Source organism: Nocardia sp. NBC_01503, assembly GCF_036327755.1.
Classification (GTDB): Bacteria; Actinomycetota; Actinomycetes; order Mycobacteriales; family Mycobacteriaceae; genus Nocardia.
Map to the genome: position 1 here is coordinate 2,249,051 of NZ_CP109596.1, position 16,292 is coordinate 2,265,342.

The 16,292-nt window shown below is 66.0% G+C and carries 11 protein-coding genes; 4 read left to right on the forward strand and 7 right to left on the reverse strand.

Going from position 1 to position 16,292, the window contains the following annotated elements:
* Positions 1–88: 88 nt before the first annotated feature.
* Positions 89–697, reverse strand: a complete 609-nt coding sequence (gene recR / locus OHB26_RS10150; RefSeq protein WP_067569305.1) for a recombination mediator RecR — start codon at positions 695–697, stop codon at positions 89–91.
* Complete coding sequence (locus OHB26_RS10155) at positions 697–1,029, reverse strand: YbaB/EbfC family nucleoid-associated protein (RefSeq protein WP_330183940.1); 333 nt, start codon at positions 1,027–1,029, stop codon at positions 697–699. The genes recR and OHB26_RS10155 overlap by 1 nt, the downstream gene beginning before the upstream one ends.
* A 100-nt stretch (positions 1,030–1,129) precedes the next feature.
* Between OHB26_RS10155 and OHB26_RS10160 the strand changes: the two genes are divergently transcribed.
* Positions 1,130–1,948, forward strand: coding sequence for a MerR family transcriptional regulator (locus OHB26_RS10160; protein WP_330183941.1), 819 nt, complete (start codon positions 1,130–1,132; stop codon positions 1,946–1,948).
* Positions 1,949–1,962: 14 nt separating this feature from the next.
* Positions 1,963–2,325, forward strand: coding sequence for a VOC family protein (locus OHB26_RS10165; protein WP_330183942.1), 363 nt, complete (start codon positions 1,963–1,965; stop codon positions 2,323–2,325).
* Here the strand turns inward: OHB26_RS10165 and OHB26_RS10170 are convergent.
* On the reverse strand, positions 2,322–2,756 hold the full coding sequence (locus tag OHB26_RS10170; RefSeq protein WP_330185567.1) for an SRPBCC family protein: 435 nt from the start codon (positions 2,754–2,756) through the stop codon (positions 2,322–2,324). The two genes, OHB26_RS10165 and OHB26_RS10170, sit on opposite strands and share 4 nt — an antisense overlap.
* A 266-nt stretch (positions 2,757–3,022) precedes the next feature.
* Between OHB26_RS10170 and OHB26_RS10175 the strand changes: the two genes are divergently transcribed.
* Positions 3,023–4,480 carry an FAD-binding oxidoreductase gene (locus OHB26_RS10175; protein ID WP_330185568.1) on the forward strand — a complete coding sequence of 486 codons (1,458 nt, stop codon included), beginning with the start codon at positions 3,023–3,025 and terminating at the stop codon, positions 4,478–4,480.
* Entirely contained in the window at positions 4,477–5,793 is a 1,317-nt protein-coding gene (locus OHB26_RS10180) for a class I SAM-dependent methyltransferase (protein WP_330183943.1), read from the forward strand. Before OHB26_RS10175 ends, OHB26_RS10180 begins: the two co-directional genes overlap by 4 nt.
* On the opposite strand, the gene OHB26_RS10185 is transcribed toward OHB26_RS10180, so the two are convergent.
* The 4 genes from OHB26_RS10185 to OHB26_RS10200 form a co-directional block, all read right to left on the reverse strand.
* Positions 5,790–7,280 (reverse strand): alpha/beta hydrolase, encoded by a 1,491-nt coding sequence (locus OHB26_RS10185; RefSeq protein WP_330183944.1) that lies wholly within the window; start codon positions 7,278–7,280, stop codon positions 5,790–5,792. The two genes, OHB26_RS10180 and OHB26_RS10185, sit on opposite strands and share 4 nt — an antisense overlap.
* A 375-nt stretch (positions 7,281–7,655) precedes the next feature.
* Positions 7,656–11,267 carry a protein kinase domain-containing protein gene (locus OHB26_RS10190; RefSeq protein WP_442942893.1) on the reverse strand — a complete coding sequence of 1,204 codons (3,612 nt, stop codon included), beginning with the start codon at positions 11,265–11,267 and terminating at the stop codon, positions 7,656–7,658.
* 298 nt (positions 11,268–11,565) lie between these two features.
* Positions 11,566–13,719 (reverse strand): 3-hydroxyacyl-CoA dehydrogenase NAD-binding domain-containing protein, encoded by a 2,154-nt coding sequence (locus OHB26_RS10195; RefSeq protein ID WP_330183946.1) that lies wholly within the window; start codon positions 13,717–13,719, stop codon positions 11,566–11,568.
* Between the two features lie 111 nt (positions 13,720–13,830).
* Positions 13,831–15,042 (reverse strand): acetyl-CoA C-acetyltransferase, encoded by a 1,212-nt coding sequence (locus OHB26_RS10200; protein WP_330183947.1) that lies wholly within the window; start codon positions 15,040–15,042, stop codon positions 13,831–13,833.
* Between the last annotated feature and the right edge of the window lie 1,250 nt (positions 15,043–16,292).

Consider the following 16,292-nt stretch of genomic DNA (forward strand, 5'->3'; position numbering starts at 1 on the left):
GGGAGCGGATATACCTCGGAACAGCCAGCACATTCCATGCCCACACCCGGCGGCATTGGCGCCGCCGGTATGGACATGAAAGCCCGATTTACAACGCCCGGCGGCCGGAAAGTGCCCGGCCCAGGGTCAATTCGTCGGCGAATTCCAGGTCTCCGCCCATCGGGAGGCCCGACGCCAGGCGGGTGACACTGAGTCCGGGGAAATCCCGGAGCATGCGGACCAGATAGGTGGCCGTCGCCTCACCCTCGGTATTGGGGTCGGTCGCGATGATCACCTCGCTGACATCGACACCGTCATCCTGGTTTCCGATGCGCTGCAAAAGCTCCCGAATACGGAGTTGATCCGGGCCGACACCGGACAATGGATCCAAGGCGCCGCCGAGCACGTGATAGCGGCCGCGGAATTCCCGGGTGCGCTCGATGGCCTGTACGTCCTTGGGCTCCTCGACCACACAGATCATGGTGCGATCGCGACGCGGGTCGGAGCAGATACGGCAGAGCTCGCCATCGGAGACCGTGCCGCAGACGGCACAGAACCGTACGCCGTCGCGCACCTTCTGCAGCGCCGCCTGCAGGCGGTCGATCTCCGGCGGCTCCACGCCCAGTAGGTGAAAAGCGATGCGCTGCGCGCTCTTCGGGCCGACGCCGGGCAGTTTGCCCAGCTCGTCGATGAGATCCTGAACCGGACCTTCGTACATCAGAAGCCCGGGAGCGCGCCGCCGCCGAGACCACCGGCGAGCGGGCCGAGCCGATCGGCCGCCAACTGCTGGGCATTCTCCATGGCGTCATTGAGCGCGCCGATGATCAGATCCTGCAGGGTGTCGACATCCTCGGGATCGACCACCTTGGGGTCGATGGTCAGCGACAGCACCTCACCGGTGGCGCGGATCTTGGCGCGCACCAGGCCACCGCCCGCCTCGCCATCGACCTCGGACTGGGCGATCTCCTGCTGTGCGGCCATCACGGCTGCCTGCATCTGCTGGGCCTGGGCCATCAACTGCTGGATATCGAACTCTCCACCGGGTTGCACGGCGTGTCCTCTCTGCGGGGGAAGTAACCGCACCCAGCCTAGTCGCAGATCCGCGCGCCGCCCTTGACTCTCCCCCGGTAGGAGAGTGTTCGCTGAAGGCATGACAGCGACGGTTCCGATCGGGGAGTTCTCCCGGCTCAGCTACCTCAGTGTGAAAGCACTGCGCTACTACCACGAGATCGAATTGCTGGCCCCGGCCACGGTGGATCCGAGCACCGGGTACCGGTTCTACTCGACCGATCAGGTGGAGCAGGCGCATCTCATTCGGCGGTTGCGCGAGCTGAATATGCCGGTGCCGGAGATCAAAGCGGTGCTCTCCGCACCGGATCGCACGGCGCGCGATACCGCACTGCGGGCACATCTGGAGCGCATGGAAGCCGAACTCACCCGCACCCGCGATGTGGTGGCCTCACTGCGAGCCCTGCTGCTACCACCGAGCGACAAGCCGCTGCACGTCGAATACCGTTCCGTCGCAAGTCATCCCGTGCTGTCGGTGACCGCGACGGTGGCTCGCGACGGGATCGACGAATGGTGCGGGACCAGCTTCGCCACGCTGTATGAGTCGCTGGAGGCCGCTGGGGTACAGCCCGCCGGTCCGGGCGGCGCGACGTACGCGCTGGAGTTCTTCGAACACGACCGCGGCGAGGTGGTGGCCTTCGTGCCCGTCGCTCCGGCCGATCGGGACCGCGCGCGAGCCGTCGGCACCGTGGTCGAGCTACCCGCCCGGCACTTCGCCGTGGCCGTGCATCACGGCCCGTTCACCGACTTCGACCTCAGCTACGGCGCGCTCGGCAGTCATGTCGCCGAACACGACACCGCCCTGGCGGAACCCGTACGCGAGCTCTACCTGGCCGGCCCCGGCGATGTCGCCGAGGCCGACTACATCACCGAAATCTGCTGGCCCATCGGCCGGCTCTGACAAGGAGAAACATCATGGGATTGAAGATCGCCCACATCACCGTCGACTGCGCCGACGCCGCCGAACTCGCGGACTTCTGGGCGCAGCTGCTGGAGCGCACCGTCGATCCGGGCGGCAACGCGCAATTCGCGACCGTCGGCGAGAGCACCGGCCACTCCCCCGCGCTGATGTTCATCCAGGTCCCGGACAAGACGCCGGGCAAGAATGTGATCCACCTGGATCTGACCGCGGATGATCTGCCCGCGCAGCACGAACGCGCGGTTGCCCTCGGCGCCAAGCACATCGCCGATTTCGACGAGTACGGGGTGATCTGGTCGACCTTCGCCGACCCCGAGGGCAACCTGTTCGATATCGCGGCCGAGCAGACGTCCGACTAGGCCAGTTCCCGCTTCAGGTTCTCCAGCACCTCGGCCTGGATCTTCTTCAGGCCGAGGGGTGCGAAGATGCCTTCGAAGATGCCGCCGATGCCGCCCGCGCCCTTCCAGCTGGTGCGCGTGGTGACCAGCGACCCGCCGCCCTGCGGGGTGACCGTCCAGGTGGTGACCATGGAGGAGTTCGAATCCCGTTCCGTCACCATGGAATCCGAGACCGAGACGGTGGCGTGCACATTGCGTGACCGCTTCTCGGTGGCCTTCAGCGTCCAATCCACAACGGTGCCCGCACCCTTGCCGCCCTCGATCACCTTGTAGTTCTCGTAATGCGAGGAGTTGATGCGCGGCCGCACCGACTCGTAATCCGCGATCGCGTCGAGTGCGTGCTTCGGATCCGCTGCTACGACGATCGAACTGGAGGCGCTGACCTGTCCCACCATGTGCTCCTTAACTTTTCCCGGCTAGGTGCCCTGTGCCGCGGAAAATGCTACGCCGACGGACGTCCGCCGGCCGTGCTCGGCCGGATGCGAGTACCCCGATAGTTAGCGCGCGTAACTATAATCACGGCGTTTGCGGGAATAGACTCGATATGCGGCTGGTAGCGGGTGTTGAGGCGGATGGAAACTATGCGTGAAAAACCGGCCCGCCGGTGTGGTTCTGCTGGCCGTACCGGTTCGTGCAGGCTAGCGTTCCGGGGGTGGCATTGAGTCTGTTGGGGAAGGCTGGCCGCGCACCAGCCGCGCAAGAATCAGGGTTCGCCGCGCATCAGGCCGGAGTCGATCGACTCCTGGCCTCCTATCGCGCGATACCGCGCGATGCGAACGTCCGACTGGCCAAGAAGACCTCCAATCTGTTTCGCGCCCGGGCCGAGAACACCGCACCCGGCCTGGACGTCTCCGGATTGACGCAGGTCATCGCGGTGGACCCGCAGGCCAAGACCGCCGACGTAGCGGGCATGACCACCTATGAGGATCTGGTCGCCGTCACCCTGCGGTACGGACTCGCGCCGCTGGTGGTACCGCAGCTCAAGACCATCACCCTCGGCGGCGCGGTCACCGGACTCGGTATCGAATCGACCTCGTTCCGCAACGGTCTACCGCACGAATCCGTCCTCGAGATCGATGTCCTCACCGGCGCCGGGGAGATCATCACCGCGACACCGGACGGCGAGTACGCCGATCTCTTCCACGGTTTCCCCAACTCCTACGGCACCCTCGGCTACTCCACTCGGTTGAAGATTCAGCTCGAAGCGGTCGAACCCTATGTGGCCCTGCGGCACATAAGGTTTCATGAACTGCGGGAGTTGGAAACAACCATGGCGCAGATAATCGCGGACCACTCGTACGCCGGAGAGCGGGTCGACTACCTCGACGGCGTGGTCTTCACCGCCGACGAGAGCTACCTGGTGCTCGGCCGCGGGACCGATGAACCCGGTCCGGTCAGCGATTACACCGATATGGACATCTTCTACCGGTCCATCCAGCACGATTCGGCCGAGCCCAAGCGTGATCGCCTCACCATCGCGGATTACCTGTGGCGCTGGGACACCGACTGGTTCTGGTGCTCGCGCGCCTTCGGCGCACAGAACCCGAAGATCCGCCGGTTCTGGCCGAAGAAGTACCGGCGCAGCAGTTTCTACTGGAAGCTCATCGCGCTCGATCACAAGTACCACATCGGTGACCGGATGGAGGCCCGCCAGGGCAATCTGCCGCGCGAACGCGTGGTGCAGGACATCGAGGTGCCCATCGAGCGCACCGCGGACTTCCTGGATTGGTTCCTGCGCGAAATCCCGATCGAGCCGATCTGGCTGTGCCCCTTGCGATTGCGAGCTCCGTCCGATTCCCGGCTCGCCGGGGCAGACGGCCCGGAGCGCCCTTGGCCGCTCTACCCGCTCGAGCCCGATCGCAACTATGTGAACGTCGGCTTCTGGTCGGCCGTGCCGACCACGCCGGGACAGCAGGAGGGCGCGGCCAACCGCGCCATCGAACACGAGGTGTCCGAGCTGGACGGCCACAAGTCGCTCTACTCGGACTCCTACTACGCGCAGGACGAGTTCGCCGAGCTGTACTACGGCGGCGACACCTACGCCCAACTCAAGCGAACCTACGACCCGGATTCTCGTCTACTGGATCTGTATTCGAAGGCGGTGCAACGCAAGTGACCACGTTCAAGGATCGTTCCGACGTATTCGCCGAGCTCGGAACAAAACTCACCATTGCCGAGATCTTCGAGACCCTCATCGACGGCCCGGTCCCGATCCGCTTCACCGCGTACGACGGCAGCAGCACCGGCCCGCAGGACTCCGAATTCGGCCTGGAGATCATCAACCCGCGCGGGGTCAACTACGTCGCCAACGCACCCGGTGATCTGGGCATGGCCCGCGCCTACATCTCCGGTGACATGATCGCGCACGGCGTGCACGCGGGCGACCCGTACGAACTGCTGAAGGCCATGGCGGGCTTGAAGTTCCGGCGCCCCACCGCCATGCAGCTGGTCGTCATCGCACGCTCGCTCGGCTGGGAACTGCTCAAGCCGGTCGCCCCGCCGCCGCAGGAGACCCTGCCGCGCTGGCGGCGCATCGCCCTGGAAGGCTTGCGGCACAGCAAGACTCGTGACGCCGAGGCCATCCACCACCACTACGACGTCTCGAACACCTTCTACGAGTACGTGCTCGGCCCCTCCATGACCTACACCTGTGCGGTCTACGAGGACGAGAAGTGGACCCTGGAGCAGGCACAGGAGAACAAGTACCGACTCGTCTTCGACAAGCTCAACCTGAAGCCCGGCGACCGGCTGCTCGATATCGGCTGTGGCTGGGGCGGCATGGTGCGCTATGCCGCCAAGAAGGGCGTAAAGGTCATCGGCGCAACGCTTTCCGCGGAGCAGGCCGAGTGGGCGCAGCAGAAGATCGCCGAGGAGGGCCTATCCGAACTGGCCGAGGTGCGGCACTCGGATTACCGTGATGTGCGCGAGGGTGACTTCGACGCCGTCTCCTCCATCGGGCTCACCGAGCACATCGGGGTGCACAACTACCCGGCCTACTTCGAATTCATCAAATCCAAGCTGCGGGTCGGCGGCACCTTCCTGAACCACTCCATCACCCGTCCGGACAACACCCGCACCACCAAGGCGGGCGACTTCATCGACCGGTACGTCTTCCCGGACGGCGAACTCTCCGGCTCCGGCCGCATCATCTCCGATATCCAGAATGTGGGTCTCGAGGTGCTGCACGAGGAGAACCTGCGCCAGCACTACGCCCTCACCCTCGCCGAATGGTGCGACAACCTGGTGAAGAACTGGGAGGCGGCCGTCGACGAGGTCGGCGAGGGCACCGCCAAGGTCTGGGGCCTGTATATGGCGGGCTGCCAACTCGGCTTCGAACGCAATGTGGTGCAGCTGCACCAGGTACTCGGCGTCAAGCTCGGCTCGGACCAGACCTGGACGGTACCGCTACGACCGTGGTGGAGGGCCTAGGACAGGTTCGGAACCGGTAACCCCAGCCGGGCGGTCAACCAGGGCAGCGTCGAGGTGAACGCCGAGGATGCGAACTGCCAGGTGTGGCCGCCCTCGGTGGTATTCACCGTGCAGTCGATGCCGACGTGGCGGCCGTCCTCGCACAGGGTGTTCGCCGCGCCGAGTTCACCGGTGTCGAAGACGCCGTCGTGCCCGCCGAGGCCGACCGAATCATCCTCTGCCGCAGGCTGTTTCGGCCGGAAGTTACCGCCGCGATTACCACCCTGACCGCCCTGCCGCTGCGGCGGAGTCAGATCGTCGAAGACGCCGACCATATCCGAGTACGGTCCATGCTTCGCCATCACCGTCTGCGGATCGAATTGTGCCCAGGCATCGGCATTTCCGCCGTAGAGACGGCGCACCGTCTGCTCCTTGTTACCCGCCGTCGGCCCGAGATCACCCGCGATATCGAGGAAGGTGTGCAGTAATTCGGGGTGCATGACGGCCAGATCCGCCGCGCAGGTGCCGCCCATGGACCAGCCCACCGCCGCCCACCGCGCCGGATCGGCCGATACCCCGAAGGTCGACTTCATATAGTCCGGAACATCATTGGTGAGATGGTCGGCGGCATCACCGCGAGTGCCGTTCACGCACTCGGTGTCATTGTTGAAACTGCCGCCGGAGTCGACGAACACCAGCACCGGGGCCTGGCCGTTGTTCCCATTTACGAAATCGTCGACGGCGGGCATGATCTGACCGCTGCGCACCCAATCCGCCGGGGTGTTGAACTCGCCGCCGATCATCATGACCACCGGCAGCGCGGGCGGCGTGGGCCCCGCGAACCACGCGGGCGGCAGGTACACGTACTCGCGGCGATGCTTGAAATGACTGCCCGATTCCGGAATATCCACCGGCACAATACGACCCGAGCCAACATTGGTATTCCGCAGACCCGACAGCGACGCCAGGCCGGTCTGATGCGGCAGCGCCTCGGCGGTCGCCGCGGCCCACGCCGACTGCACCGTCGGGTAGTACCCCACCCACTGGTCCAGCACGATCAAGGCGTTCACCAGGGCCAGCGGTATGGCCAGTACCGCCGCGATCCGCTGCCACCACGCTCCGTCCTGCCAGCCCACCACCACCAGGCCGACCGCCGCCGCGATCATCCCGATGCAGACCCACAGCAGTACGGGGGCCGGATCCGACGCCAGCCCTTCGTCGTTCATATACGCCCAGGCCACCCAGGTCACCCCGGCCGAGATCGCCACGCAGACCGGTACCCACAGCAGCCACCAGCGGCGCGTGAACCGCGCGATCGCCACCACCAGGAAGAACACCGCCAAGAACATGGCGACCTGCGGCACCCAACCGTGCAAGAGCGAAAGCCCGTGCTGGAAACCACCCCGATGCCCCGAACCCGCCGGTGCGTGTGGCGCGGGAGGAGGGGCCAGCGGCGGACTCTGCGACAGCGCAACGGTGAACGGCACGACGGCGATTGTCGATGACATTCCTCGAGGTTGGCTGTGAACACCTTCCGGGATCGCTGGCGACCGGCGCAGCGCGAAACGCTGGAGGAGCCTCGCGGCTCGGTGTACATTCGATCTGTCACGAAAGTGATGCTGGCGGATGGAGCGCCGCGCGAACGACGCCCCATCCTGTGGGTTTACCTGGCTCGCAGTCGGCGGACCAAGCAGTAGATGACCCCGGCAATCGCGGCAATGCTGGTTACGACAGCAGCCCGGTTGACCGGGGTCTCTTCCTTATGGTGTTTTCCCATACCCCACACCTCCTTCCTGGGCGCGATGTTTGGACCATGTCCATCGCCCCGTGGAGGGAGGTACCGGCATGCTATGACAGCGGTTCGCCGAAAATCTGCGGATTGCCTATAACAGGCTGTCGAGAAACGCCCTTGGCAGTTCAGGGTTTTCGGGGTTGCCGATATCGATCAGCGGGAGCTGGGTGCGCATGGTGCGCAGGATGTTCTGCACCCCGGGACCCGCGTCGATCAGGGGGCGAGACCAGCCGAGATCGGCGAAGCGGATTACCACGGGGGTGAGGACCGCGATGGATTCGCCCACCCACCCGGAGGCCGATAGGCACTCCGCGAGCAGCAGCGCCGCATCCATTTCCGCCCGCGGACGGTTCTTCTCGCGAATCCGAGCGTGCAGGGCGCGCGCCCGCTTCACCGCTGTGTCATCGGTACCCAGCGGCGCGAGATCATCGGAGTCGCCGCGATGATCGCCGCGATAGTGCCGGGACAGCAGGGCACGGACGGCAGCGAACTCCTCCGCCTCCACGGCCAGCACGGAGGCACCGGCCAATCGCCGCAACGGTCGGACCATGGGATCGGTGACCAGCCCCGCGGTGAGCTGATCCGGCGGCAGGCCCAGCCGGAAACGCTCGGCGCGGATATGCGCCGCGAGCCGGATCAGCTTGCGATCCAACGCTATTCGCCCACCCTCCTCAAGGCGGGCGGCGGCGGTGTCGAGATCGCCGTGCACCGCCTTCACCCGTGCGCCGATGACGAACGTGCTGATCAGGAAATCGACCGGGCCGACATGGGTGGCGAGCTGATAACTCTGATCCAGCAGGCGTTCGGCCCCCTCCAGATCATTTCGGCGGTAGGCGAGGTCGCCGAGCAGCGCCGCCGCCACCCGCACAGGCTGCGAGTGCGGACCGGAGCGATCCCTCGCGACCTGCCATGCCTGTTCGAAATATGTTGTGGCAGAGTCAATATCGAGTTGTTCATAGGCGGCATCGCCCTGACCGCACAACCCGAACACCTCGCCGAGCGGATCGGCGGAGAGCGCGTGATACGGGGCCGCCCACTCCTGCATACGGCGTGCGCCGTCGAAGTCGAACTCGCACAGTCGCACGAAGGAGGCCAGATTCGCCGCTGTGGACACCGTCCACGGTGGCAATTCATCGGCCAGGCGCAGCGTATCGGCGAGCTTGTCCAGCACACCGTCGGTGCGATCCCGCGCCACCTGATCGGCGGCGTCCAGAACCGCGGCCTGACAACGCTGATTCACCGCCTCGGCATCGGTGGGCGAACTGCGCGCCAGCATGCTGGACAGGCGGCCCAGCGCGGTCCGCGCCGCGCCCGACTGCTGCAGGTTCACATTCGCGCGCGCCAACGCCATCAATAGCTTGCTGCGCGAAGTCACCTGCTGCACAGGCAATTTCGACACCGTCCCGAAGAGGGTCGCCAGCCTGGAGCGGTCGATGAGATCCATCCCGCCGTTCTCGACCAGATCCAGCGCGAACTTGAAATCGGTCGCCGCCAATGCGTGATCCACCGACTGCCGCAGCAGCTGATGCTCGGCGTACCAACGGGAAGCCTTGCGGTGCAGGGCTTTCACCTGACCGGGCTGGGCACGCTCCAACCGGGCGCGCAGATGTTCGGCCACCATGGGCTGCATGCGATACCAGGAAGGATCATCGGAGAGGCGGTGTACGAACAGCTCCCGCTGTTCGGCCTGCTCCAGCAGCTCACCGGCCTCGGCGCTGCCGCTCATCGCCGCGGCGAGCGAGGCGTTGACCCGCTCGGGCACCGAGATGGCGGCCAGGAAGTCGAGCATCGCCGGTTCCAGCGAGTCCAGCACATTCTCGGCGAGGTACTCGCGAATCGCCTTGCTGTCCCCCGAGATTCGGGCTATCAGTTGATCCGCGTCGGCCTCGGCCGCGCGCAGTGAAAGACTTGCCAGCTGAATGGCGGCGGGCCAGCCGTCGGTCGCGGTGTAGATCTGCTCGACCTGCCGATCGGTCAACGGCAGCCCGGTCCGATCCACCAGGATCTGCCGGGTCTCCTCAGCGGTGAAACTCAGTCGCTCACCCTCGATCTCGACCAGTTCGTCGGCGACCTGCATACGGCTCAACGGCAGTCCGGAGCGCTCTCGGCTGGTGATCACGAAACGCAGATGGTGACAGCCATTGTCGAGCAGGGCGTCCATCACCCGATGCGCACCGGTATCGGTCACCCGATGCCAATCGTCCACCACCACGACAATGGTGTTGCCGCCCGCGTGCACCTCGTCGATGAGCGCGGAGATGGCGTACGGCACCGCCTCGGCGGGCCGCTCCTCCAATACCTGCTCCAGCCCGGCCCCGAGCTCGGGCCGCACGCGGCGAATGGCGGCGATGATGTGCGCGAGCAGCCACACCTCATTGTCGTCATACCGGTCGATGCCGATCCAAGCCACCGCCACCCCGCGATCGGTGAGCTCGGCGCACCACTGCGCGGCCAGCGTGCTCTTACCGAATCCAGCGGGCCCATGAATGACCGCGAGTCGCCGACGGCCACCCGCACGCAGTGTCTCGAGAAGTCGCCGCCGCGGCACGGGTTCGCGCGCGGGCGTCGGTGGCCGGAATTTCGTTGCGGCAGTGGGCGGTAGCGTGTTGCCACTCGGCGTGAAGGACCCGCCCATCGGCGAATAGGTGCCGCTCGGCGAGGTGGAGGGGCGCAAGGTCAGCGATCTGTTGCGCGGCGAGTTCATCATTGTGCGGCCCGAATACTGCTGGGTGGCATCGGATGCGGCGCTCTCGCCCGCGACACTCCCGTCCAGCAGCGCCATTTCGTCCGGTACCTGCCCATGCCCGGTCTGCACCGCGCGCAGCAGCTCGCCGAACTCCACCGCCGACTCCGGCCGATCCCGCGGATCCGGTGACATGGCCGCCTCGATCGCCGCCGCGACATCCGGTGGGATCTCCTGTTCGCGTAAATCCGGCAACGGCTGGGAGGTGATACGCAGGAATTGCGCGACGATCTTCTCCCCCGCCTGCCGTTCGTAAGCGGCGTGCCCGGTCAGCAGGGCGAACAGGGTGGATCCGAGACCGTAGACATCCGAGCGCACGGTCGGCTCGTCACCCTTGAGCACCTCGGGCGCGGTGAACGCGGGCGAACCGGTGATCAAACTGGTCGAGGTGCGGAAACCACCCGGTATCCGTGCGATACCGAAATCTGTCAGCTGCGGTTCGCCATAACGGCTGAGCAGCACATTCGCCGGCTTCACATCCCGGTGCAGCACCTCGGCGCGATGCGCGGTCTCGATCGCGCCCGCCAGCTTCACCCCGACGCGCAGGGAATCCGACCAGGTCAGCGGGCCGCTATCGCGGACCAACTGCTCCAGCGAACCGTGCGTGGCATAGGGCATCACAATGTACGGCCGCCCGCTGGCCGTCACATCCACCTGCAGGATATCGACGATATTCGGATGTCCGGAGAGCCGCCCCATGGCGTGCTCCTCGCGCAGAAAGCGCTCCCGGCTCTCCTCGTCTATCTCGGTGGAAAGCACCTTGACCGCGACGATTCGATCCAATACCCGCTGCGTACAGCGGTACACCACCCCGAAGCCGCCACGACCGACCTCCTCGGCATCGAAGAGTCCCATGGCCTCGAGCTCATCGGTAAGGCTCATGGGAACGTATGCCTGCGTGGCGGTTTCGGGCCGAGTAGAGTCGCTCCCGGATTCCCCCGGCCGCGGCTGTGGTTCCATCTCTACCCCACCTCGCACTGGACGAGCGCGCACCGAAACCACGGGCGATTCCGATGTTCTACCCGCGCATATTCCAAACGTAGCGCGCCCCGAGGATACGTGGGTGGGATTCGCCCCAGCTCCCAGCCCGCGACCGGTCACCCACTCCCGGAAATCCGGTACTTCCGCGCCGAAACACCTCGCGCCGCGGCCAATCGTGACACCCACCCGAATACGAAACGGCCCGGGTCGCGGTGCGCGACCCGGGCCGTATCTGTCAGCGAATCCGCTGTGCGGCAATCGCTTCCGGTATTACCTGCTACTTACGCAGCGAGGCCGGAACCTCGAAACGCTCGCCGAACTTGGCGGCCAGCTCGTCCGCACGGGCGACGAAGCCCGCGGTGCCACCGGGGTAGCCGACGATGAACTGGTGCACGCCACCGGTCCAGGCCGGGTAGCCGATGCCGAAGATCGAGCCGATATTGGCGTCGGCGGTGGTGGTCAGCACACCCTCGTCGAAGCACTTCTGGGTCTCGATGGCCTCGATGAACAGCATGCGGTCCTTGAGGTCCTGCAGGGTGACGCCCTCGGGCAGCTCACGCTTGGAACCGAAGGCCTCGCGCAGGCCCTCCCAGATGCCGGCGGTCTTGCCGTCGACGTAGTTGTAGAAGCCCGCGCCGCCCAGCTTGCCCTTGCGGTCGAACTTGTCGATCATCGTGTCGATGACGTTGCCCGACGCGAGCGAGGCGGCCGAGATGGCCTTGCCCTCGGCCTCGGCGGCGGCCTTGGTCTCCTTGAAGATCTTGTTCATGGTCTCGAAGTTGAGCTCATCGCTCAGCTTCAGCGGCGCGGCCGGGTAGCCCGCCTGCAGACCGGCCTGCTCGATGGTCGCGGGATCGATGTTCTCCTGGAGCATCATGATCGCTTCATTGATGAAGGTGCCGATCACGCGCGAGGTGAAGAAGCCGCGGCTGTCGTTGACCACGATCGGGGTCTTGCGGATCGCGAGGGTGTAGTCGTACACCCGGGCGAGGGCCTCGTCGGAGGTCTTCTCGCCGCGGATGATCTCGACCAGCGGCATCTTGTCCACGGGGGAGAAGAAGTGGATGCCGATGAAGTCCTCGGCCCGCTTCACACCGTTGGCCAGCAGGGTGATCGGCAGGGTCGAGGTGTTCGAGCCGAGCAGCGCGTCGGCGTCGACGATGTCCTCGATCTCCTGGAAGACCGCGTTCTTGAGCTCCGGCTTCTCGAAGACGGCCTCGATCACGAAGTCGACGCCCGCGAAATCGGCCGCATCGGCGGTCGGGGTGATCTTGGCGAGCAGCGCCTTGGACTTCTCCTCGGTGGTCTTGCCACGCGAGAGCGCCTTCTCCTCGAGCTTCTCCGAGTAGTTCTTGCCGCGCTCGGCCGCCTCGATGGTGACGTCCTTCAGCACGACCTCGAACCCGGCCTTGGCGGAGACGTACGCGATGCCCGCGCCCATCATGCCCGCGCCGACGACGCCGATCTTCTTGATCTCACGCTTGGGGACGTCCTTGGGACGCGAACCGCCGTTGTTGATCGACTGCAGATCGAAGAAGAACGCCTGGATCATGTTCTTCGCGACCGGACCGGTCAGCAACGAGACGAAGTAACGCGACTCGATCAGCGACGCGTTGTCGAAATCGACCTGCGCGCCCTCGACCGCGGCGGCCATGATGGCCTGCGGCGCCGGCATGTTCTGGCCCTTGAGCTGCTTGCGCAGGTTGGCCGGGAACGCCGGGAGGTTGGCGGCGAGCGCCGGGGTGGACGGGGTGCCGCCGGGGATCTTGTAGCCCTTGACGTCCCAGGGCTGCACGCCCTTGTCCGGGTTGGCCTTGATCCACGCCTTCGCGGCGGGGACGAGCTCCTCGATCGAGCCGACGACCTCGTTGATCAGACCGGTGGCCTTGGCCTTGGCCGGGTTGAACTTGTTGCCCTGCAACAGCACACCCATCAGACCGTTGGCGATGCCCAGCATGCGGGTGATGCGGGTGACGCCGCCACCGGCGGGGAGCAGGCCGAGGGAAACCTCGGGCAGACCCAGCTGCACACCCTTGACGTCGGCCGCGATGCGGTAGTGGGTCGCGAGGGTGATCTCGAGGCCGCCACCGAGGGCGGCGCCGTTGATCGCCGAGACGACCGGCTTGCCCAGCTGCTCCAGGCGACGCAGGTCACCCTTGATATTGCCGAGCTCCTCCATGATGTCCGCCGCGTTCTCCGGGGTGGTCTTCATCATGTTCTTGAGGTCGCCGCCGGCGAAGAAGGTCTTCTTGCCGGAGGTGATGACGACACCGGTGATGTCGTCCTTCTCGGCGTACAGGCGATCGACGGTCGCCTTCATCGAATCCTTGTAGAGCTGGTTCATGGTGTTGGCGCCCTGGTTGGGGTCGTCCATGGTCAGCACGACGATGCCGTCGGCGTCCTTTTCCCAGCCGATCATGTTCTCAGTCATAGTGTTTGGTTCTCCTCGAGAAAAGTCTGAATCGATTTTCGGCGCGAGCGGGGTCCTACGTGGTTACGCAGGCTGCCGCCTCCGGACCCTCACGCTCGCGCCGACTGGGCGTTAGACGCGCTCGATGATGGTGGCAACGCCCATGCCGCCGCCGATGCACAGGGTGACCAGCGCGTAGCGGGCATTGCGACGGTGCAGCTCGTCGACCATGGTGCCGGTGATCATCGCGCCGGTGGCGCCCAGCGGGTGGCCCATCGCGATCGCGCCGCCGTTGACGTTCAGCTTCTCGTCCGGGATCGCCAGATCCTTCTGGAACTTCAGCACGACGGAGGCGAACGCCTCGTTGATCTCGAACAGGTCGATGTCATCGACGCTCAGGCCCGCCTTGGCGAGAGCCTTGAACGCGGCCGGGGTCGGGCCGGTCAGCATGATGGTGGCGTCCGCACCCGAGGTGGCGGTCGCGACGACGCGGGCGCGCGGGGTCAGGCCCGAGGCCTTACCGGCATCCTCGTTGCCGACCAGCACCAGCGCGGCGCCGTCGACGATGCCCGAGGAGTTACCACCGTGGTGCACGTGGTTGATGGCCTCGACGTAGGTGTAGCGCTGCATGGCCACGGCGTCGAAGCCGCCCATCTCGCCGATGCCGGCGAAGGCGGGGTTCAGCTTGCCGAGGTCGGCGGCGGTGGTGCCGGGACGCATGTGCTCGTCGTTGTCCAGCACGGTCAGGCCGTTGATGTCCTTGACCGGAACGACGGAGCCGTTGAAGTAGCCGTTCTTCCAGGCTTCGGCGGCGCGGTCCTGCGAGCGGACGGCGTAGGCGTCGACATCATCGCGGGTGAAGCCCTCGATGGTGGCGATCAGGTCGGCCGAAATGCCCTGCGGGACAATGTAAGCCTCGTAGGAGGTCTTCGGGTCCATGAACATGGCGCCGCCGTCGGAACCCATCGGCACGCGGGACATGGACTCGACGCCACCGGCGATGACCAGGTCATCGAAGCCGGAGCGGACCTTCTGGGCGGCCAGGTTGACGGCCTCGAGGCCGGAGGCGCAGAAGCGGTTGATCTGGATACCGCCGACGGTGTCGGGCAGGCCCGCGGTCAGCACGGTGGTGCGGGCGATATCCGCACCCTGGTCACCGACGGGGGAAACAACACCCAGGATGATGTCCGAGATCCGATCCTCATCGAGGTTCGGGAAACGGTTCCGCAGCTCCGCGACCAGACCGGTGGTCAGATCGATCGGCTTGACCGAATGCAGCGACCCCTTCTTGTTACGGCCGCGCGGGGTGCGGATGGCCTCGTAAATGTAGGCCTCTGTGGTCATATCGGAGTTTTCCTTCCGTAATGTGCGCCGACACCGCGTTGTGCGGTCAGCACGTAGCCATAACCTCGCCGATCAGTCCTTCGACCGATCGATCTGACGCTGTACAAACAGCCCCAGTGGCGGACCGACGCGCTCTTTGGCAACCCGTACGCCTGGGCATACCTTAGAACTTCGCCGAACCGATACTCACGGCCACCCGATCATAGTACCGCCCGATGCGAACTCCGGTTAACTTAATGCGTCTCACAGGGCAACTGTCAACCCTCCAGCGGAGTAGCCCCCAATTCGGACCGCAACAGTTCCAAGGCCACATCATCGGGGTCGCGACGCTCCTCGGCGGGGATCGGGACGGCCGCGGCGGCCAGCATCTCCCGCTCCTCCTCGTCCGTAGTAGCAGGTGGGACGCCGTCATAACCTACTGGCGAGTAGTCCGAGGGCCCCGGGTCGTCCGGATAGTCCGGCCCGTCAGGCAGCGGAATATCGTCTTCCGGGGGTGCGTTCCGCGCCGCCGCGGCGCTCGGCCGCACATACGATTCGACCGCCGCCGGAGCGGGCTCCGCGACCGCAGTACCCGAGCCACTGGCCGATGCGATACCCGCGCTCTGCGCCGTCGCGCCGTTCGAGGCGACGCCCGCCGCCTCGGCAGCGCCACCGCTCGGCGCGGGGCTCCCCCAGGCCACCGGTGCCGCCACGGTGGTGGCGGCCGCACTCGTCGCGCCCTTGGCCTGGCTCGGCCGGGAGAACTTGGCAGCGGCCTTCTTCGGAGCCGCGCCGCCTCCGGCGGGCCCCTTGCCCGCCCCGCCCGCATTCCCCTGCGGCGCCGCGGGCGCGCTCCCACTCCCCACTTCCCACTTCACGTCATGATCACGCCCGAGCACGGCCTTGACCGCCGACCGGACCGCGTCCAGGTTCTGCGGCTGCGACAACCGCTGGGCCAGCGGTGCGTGCTGATGGGCGAAGACAATCGTCGCCCCCTCGAGTCGCGACACCGAAGCCCCGGACAGCAACGCCTGCACCGCCGCACCGAACTCCCGCACCTTGGCCCGAATATCGGCCCACGCGGCCTCGATCTCCCGCAGCACGTCATCGGAATCACCGGCCGACTCCGCCACAGCGGGTTCCGCCGCAACGAGAGGCTCGGGCGCGGCAGCGGGTTCGGGCGCGACGACAGACGCGGATTCGGCGACATGTTCCGGCGCAAGGACTTCGGCGGTGACAGCGGGCTCGGGCACGGCAGCAGGCTCGGATAC

Bases quoted from the DNA above. Each gene is read 5' to 3' on its own strand.
- recR (WP_067569305.1), bottom strand. From the start codon at position 697: ATGTACGAAGGTCCGGTTCAGGATCTCATCGACGAGCTGGGCAAACTG.
- OHB26_RS10160 (WP_330183941.1), top strand. From the start codon at position 1,130: ATGACAGCGACGGTTCCGATCGGGGAGTTCTCCCGGCTCAGCTACCTC.
- OHB26_RS10165 (WP_330183942.1), top strand. From the start codon at position 1,963: ATGGGATTGAAGATCGCCCACATCACCGTCGACTGCGCCGACGCCGCC.
- OHB26_RS10185 (WP_330183944.1), bottom strand. From the start codon at position 7,280: ATGTCATCGACAATCGCCGTCGTGCCGTTCACCGTTGCGCTGTCGCAG.
- OHB26_RS10190 (WP_442942893.1), bottom strand. From the start codon at position 11,267: ATGGAACCACAGCCGCGGCCGGGGGAATCCGGGAGCGACTCTACTCGG.
- OHB26_RS10195 (WP_330183946.1), bottom strand. From the start codon at position 13,719: ATGACTGAGAACATGATCGGCTGGGAAAAGGACGCCGACGGCATCGTC.
- OHB26_RS10200 (WP_330183947.1), bottom strand. From the start codon at position 15,042: ATGACCACAGAGGCCTACATTTACGAGGCCATCCGCACCCCGCGCGGC.